The organism is Pseudomonas sp. D47 (assembly GCF_045447305.1).
Taxonomy (GTDB): Bacteria; Pseudomonadota; Gammaproteobacteria; order Pseudomonadales; family Pseudomonadaceae; genus Aquipseudomonas.
In genome coordinates this window covers 1-5,209 of the sequence record NZ_JBJGXU010000120.1, presented here as the reverse complement: position 1 = coordinate 5,209, position 5,209 = coordinate 1, and the positions used below count along the sequence as shown (strand labels likewise).

At 60.5% G+C, this 5,209-nt stretch carries 4 protein-coding genes; 3 read left to right on the top strand and 1 reads right to left on the bottom strand.

Features of this window, described 5'->3' with window-relative positions:
- Positions 1-109 precede the first annotated feature (109 nt).
- The gene (locus ACI77I_RS31515) at positions 110-655 is read right to left on the bottom strand and encodes a TetR/AcrR family transcriptional regulator (protein ID WP_094953827.1); all 546 of its coding nucleotides are present in this window, start codon (positions 653-655) and stop codon (positions 110-112) included.
- A gap of 91 nt (positions 656-746) precedes the next feature.
- Between ACI77I_RS31515 and ACI77I_RS31510 the strand changes: the two genes are divergently transcribed.
- The 3 genes from ACI77I_RS31510 to ACI77I_RS31500 all read left to right on the top strand — a co-directional run bounded on the left by ACI77I_RS31510 (position 747) and on the right by ACI77I_RS31500 (position 5,139).
- Positions 747-1,934, top strand: coding sequence for an MFS transporter (locus ACI77I_RS31510; protein ID WP_094953828.1), 1,188 nt, complete (start codon positions 747-749; stop codon positions 1,932-1,934).
- 114 nt (positions 1,935-2,048) lie between these two features.
- Positions 2,049-3,197, top strand: coding sequence for a TDT family transporter (locus tag ACI77I_RS31505; RefSeq protein ID WP_242155234.1), 1,149 nt, complete (start codon positions 2,049-2,051; stop codon positions 3,195-3,197).
- Positions 3,198-3,264: 67 nt separating this feature from the next.
- The gene (locus ACI77I_RS31500; protein WP_407000096.1) at positions 3,265-5,139 is read left to right on the top strand and encodes an MFS transporter; all 1,875 of its coding nucleotides are present in this window, start codon (positions 3,265-3,267) and stop codon (positions 5,137-5,139) included.
- Positions 5,140-5,209 lie beyond the last annotated feature (70 nt).

The window sequence follows — 5,209 nt, the reverse complement described above, 5'->3', positions numbered from 1 at the left end:
CTTGCGTAGATACCTATGCTGGAATAGCGGTATGTCAGCGATGAAATGTTACCTGGCCCACCGCTATCGCAGGCAAGCCAGCTCCCACAGTTTTATCGGTGTTGGGCTCTTAGCCTTTCAGTGCCAGCTCAATCAATTCATGCAGTTCTTCAACCGGCAACGGCGCACTGGCAAACAGGCTGCGATACACCGTGGGCGCCGCGATCAAATTCAGCAACCGATCCAGCGTCGGCAGCACGTCGATGCTGCTTTGGTAACGGTCGAGAATAATCTGCAACTGGCCCATCAGAATGTTGCTGCAATAGTCCTTGGGATGACTGCACTGCACGTCGCGCATCATGTTGCGCCCAAGCTCAGAGCTCATTTCATCCAGGTATTGCTCCCCCCACGCGCGCAAGTCACCGCGCAGGGTGCCGGTGTTAGCGGGCTCGGTGTCCGGGCGCAGGCGCTCCAGCGCCACGTCGGCGAGCAGGGCAGCCAAGTCGCCCCACCGGCGGTAGATGGTCGAGGGCGTAACGCCCGCGCGCGCAGCAATCATCGGCACGGTAACGCTGGAACGCTCATGGGCTTCCAGCAGTTCGCGCGCGGCGTTATGCACTGATTCTTGAACCCGGGCACTGCGGCCCCCCGGGCGAAGGCCTTCTTTAATCGCCATGCGTAAAACCTTAACACAAAGAATTTGCTTTAAGCGCTTGCCGGTAGCACACTCCGCAAAAGCAAAATATTAGCTTTAGTGGAGTGTGCACATGCCTAGCGTCATTTCTCAACGTTCCAGCTTGGCGTTCCTGGTCATCACCATGTTGACCTTCCTCGCTGCGTCCAGCGCGCCGACGCCGCTGTATCAGGTTTACCAGGACAACCTGCATTTCTCCGCAGCGATGCTGACGGTGATCTTTGGCGTGTATGCCGTGAGCTTGCTGGCGGCGCTGCTGACCGTCGGTTCGCTGTCGGACCATGTGGGGCGCAAGCCGGTGATTTTCGTCGCACTGATCCTCAATATTGTGTCGATGCTGTTGTTTATCAACGCTGACAGCACCGCCTACCTGATAGCCGCCCGAGCGCTGCAAGGTTTCGCCACCGGCACGGCAACCGCGGTGCTGGCGGCAACGCTGCTGGACACCGACCGCCTGCGCGGCCCGATGCTCAATAGCCTCGCGCCGCTGCTGGGCATGGCCAGTGGCGCCTTGGGCAGCGGCTTGCTGGTGGAGTACGGCCCACGTCCGACCCAATTGATTTACTTCACGCTGCTGGGCTTGATGCTGCTGCAGGCGCTTTATGTGTGGCGCTTGCCGGAAACCGTCAGCCGCATTCCGGGTGCCCTGAAGTCGCTGGCGCCCACCCTGCATGTGCCCGCGCAAGCGCGCCGGGGCTTGTGGCTGGTGATGCCGCTGAATGTGGCGGTGTGGGCACTGGGTGGGTTCTTTTCCTCGTTGGCGCCCTCGCTGGTGCGCGCCGCCACCGGCTCGACCTCGCACCTGATCGGCGGCGGCCTGGTGGCGGTCGTGACCTTGAGCGGTGCGGTGATGATCTACAGCCTGCGTGATCGCCCGGCAGACAAGGTCATGCGCCTCTCGGCGGTGCTGTTGGCGGTGGGCGTGGCGTTGCTGCTAGTGGCAGTGCAGAGCGCCAGCCTGTGGCTGTTCTTTGCTGCCAGTGTGATCGCAGGTTTGGGCTTCGGCGGCGGGTTCATGGGCAGTGTGCGCAGTATCGTGAGCTTGGCATTGCCTCATGAGCGGGCGGGGTTGATGTCGGCGTTTTATGTCCTGAGCTACTTGGCGTTCTGCGTGCCCGCGCTGCTGGCGGGTAACCTAAGCCGAGTGTTTGGCCTGATCGCCACTACCGATGGCTACGGCGCCGTGCTCATCGTGCTGGCCCTGAGTGCCTTAGCCGGTTTGCTGCTGCAGGATTCGGCGCGGGCCAAGGCGGCGGCCTAGTCAGTGTCTCTATATTGGTAAAGTAGATAACAGTTAGAGATATTACCCGTTATATAGATATTCGTTCAGGTTCTATGATGATCTCAACCTCATGCGAGGAAGAGGATTACCAACATGACTTGCTCTAATACCGCTACTTACAAACCCTTCAGTCACCTGACCCGCCCACGGGAAGTGATACGCCAGTTCACCCCCAACTGGTTTGCCGCGACCATGGGCACCGGCGTGCTGGCCCTTGCGCTGGCCCAATTGCCGATCAATCTGCCCGGCCTGCAGGCGATTGCCGAAGGGCTGTGGCTGTTCACCATCGGCCTGTTTGTGCTGTTCAGCGTATTGTACGCGGCGCGCTGGTTGATGTTTTTCCACGAGGCGCGGCGCATCTTCGGGCACTCCACGGTGTCGATGTTCTTCGGCACCATTCCCATGGGCTTGGCGACGATTATCAATGGCTTGCTGCTGTTCGGGCTGCCGCGCTGGGGCGCCGATGTGGTGCCGTTGGCCGAAGCCTTATGGTGGCTGGACGTGGCAATGGCGTTGGCCTGTGGCGTGCTGATCCCGTTCATGATGTTCACACGCCAAGAACACAGCATCGACCAGATGACCGCCGTGTGGCTGTTGCCGGTGGTCGCCGCTGAAGTCGCCGCCGCCAGCGGTGGCCTGCTGGCGCCGCACCTGGCCGATGCTCACTCGCAACTGGTGATGCTGGTGACCAGCTACGTGCTGTGGGCGTTTTCGCTGCCGGTGGCGTTCAGCATCCTGACCATCCTGATGCTGCGCATGGCCTTGCACAAATTGCCCCACGCCAACATGGCCGCGTCGAGCTGGCTGGCCCTCGGGCCTATCGGCACCGGTGCCCTCGGCATGCTGTTGCTGGGCGGCGACGCGCCGGCGATCTTCGCGGCCAATGGGTTGCCAGGCGTAGGCGAGATGGCCAACGGCCTCGGCCTGGTGGCCGGCATCACCCTGTGGGGCTTCGGCCTGTGGTGGATGCTGATCGCCGTGTTGATCACCCTGCGTTACCTGCGCGCCGGTATCCCGTTCAACCTCGGCTGGTGGGGCTTTACCTTCCCCTTGGGCGTCTACGCCTTGGCCACGCTGAAGCTTGCGAGCGTGCTGCACCTGGGTTTTTTCAGCCTGTTTGGCTGCGTATTGGTGGTGGCCTTGGCGCTGATGTGGCTGCTCGTCGCCACGCGCACCGTGCTGGGCGCCTATAAAGGTGAGCTTTTTGTATCGCCTTGCATTGCAGGACTAGGGAATAAGTAAGCGGGATTAGGTAAAGTCGTGGCCTGAAAATCAACAATAGCCTACAGGCCACGCAGGAACACGGACGATGAGCCACCCCTCACAATTCACCTTGCTGCGCACACGGCGCTTCCTGCCGTTTTTCATTACCCAGTTACTGGGCGCTTTCAACGACAACATCTTCAAGCAATCGCTGATCCTGGCCATTCTCTACAAGCTGACCATCGACGGTGACCGCTCCATCTGGGTCAACCTGTGCGCCTTGCTGTTTATCCTGCCGTTCTTCCTGTTCTCGGCGCTGGCCGGGCAGTTTGGCGAGAAATTCAACAAGGACGCGCTGATCCGCGCGATCAAGATCGGCGAGATCGTGATCATGGCCGTCGGCGCCACGGGCTTTTTGTTCAATCACCTGGAGTTGATGCTGCTGGCGCTGCTTGCCATGGGCACGCACTCGGCGCTGTTCGGCCCGGTGAAGTACTCGATCATGCCCCAGGCATTGCAGGACGATGAGCTGGTGGGCGGCAACGGCCTAGTGGAGATGGGCACGTTTCTGGCGATCCTGGCCGGCACCATTGGCGCCGGGGTCATGATGTCGTCTACCCATTACGCACCGATAGTGGCCGTGGCGATTGTCGGCGTGGCGGTGCTGGGTTACCTGGCCAGCCGCAGCATTCCGCGCGCGGCGGCGTCTACGCCAGGGCTGCGCCTGAACTGGAACATTTTCAGCGAGTCCTGGGCCACCTTGCGCCTGGGCCTGGGGCAGACGCCGGCGGTGTCGCGCTCGATCGTCGGCAACTCGTGGTTCTGGTTTGTCGGCGCGATCTACCTCACGCAGATCCCGGCCTACGCCAAAGAATGGTTGTACGGCGACGAAACCGTGGTGACGCTGATTCTCACGGTGTTCTCCGTGGGTATCGCCCTCGGTTCGATGCTCTGCGAAAAGCTCTCAGGGCGTAAGGTCGAAATCGGCCTGGTGCCGTTTGGTTCATTCGGCCTGACCGTGTTCGGGCTGTTGCTGTGGTGGCACTCCGGCGGCTTCCCGCAGAACGTCCAGGCCAACGACTGGTTGGCCGTACTCAGTTACGGCCAGGCCTGGTGGGTGTTGTTCGATATCCTCGGTTTGGGCGTGTTCGGCGGTTTCTACATCGTGCCGTTGTACGCGCTGATCCAGTCGCGCACCGCCGAGAACGAGCGCGCGCGGGTGATCGCGGCCAACAACATTCTCAATGCGTTGTTCATGGTGGTTTCGGCCATCGTGTCGATCCTGCTGCTGAGCGTGGCCAAGCTGTCGATCCCTGAGTTGTTTCTGGTGGTGTCGCTGCTCAACATCGCAGTCAACACCTACATCTTCAAAATCGTCCCCGAGTTCACCATGCGTTTCATGATCTGGCTGCTCAGCCATTCCATGTACCGCGTGGAACACCGCAACCTTGAGCTGATTCCGGATGAAGGCGCGGCGTTGCTGGTGTGCAACCACGTGTCGTTTGTCGATGCCTTGTTGATTGGCGGCGCGGTGCGTCGGCCGATTCGCTTTGTTATGTACTACAAGATCTACCGCTTGCCAGTGCTCAACTTTATCTTCCGCACCGCCGGGGCGATTCCGATTGCCGGGCGTCACGAGGATATTCAGATCTACGAAAAGGCCTTCACACGCATTGCCCAGTACCTGAAGGAGGGCGAGTTGGTGTGCATCTTCCCGGAAGGCAAGTTGACCGGGGACGGTGAGATGAATGAGTTCCGCGGTGGCGTGACGCGCATTTTGGAGGAGACGCCGGTGCCGGTGATTCCGATGGCGTTGCAGGGCTTGTGGGGGAGTTTTTTCAGTCGCGATCCGAGCAAGGGGTTCTTTCACCGGATCTGGTCGCATGTCACGTTGGTGGCGGGTGAGCCGGTGACGGCCGAGGCGGCGACACCTGCACAGTTGCAGGAACGCGTAGGCGTGTTGCGCGGGAGTGTCAGGTAGTTTTCTGCTGGCTGTTCGGGCCCCATCGCAGCATCGGTATCTACACATCTTTTTATGGGTTGAATTCTTT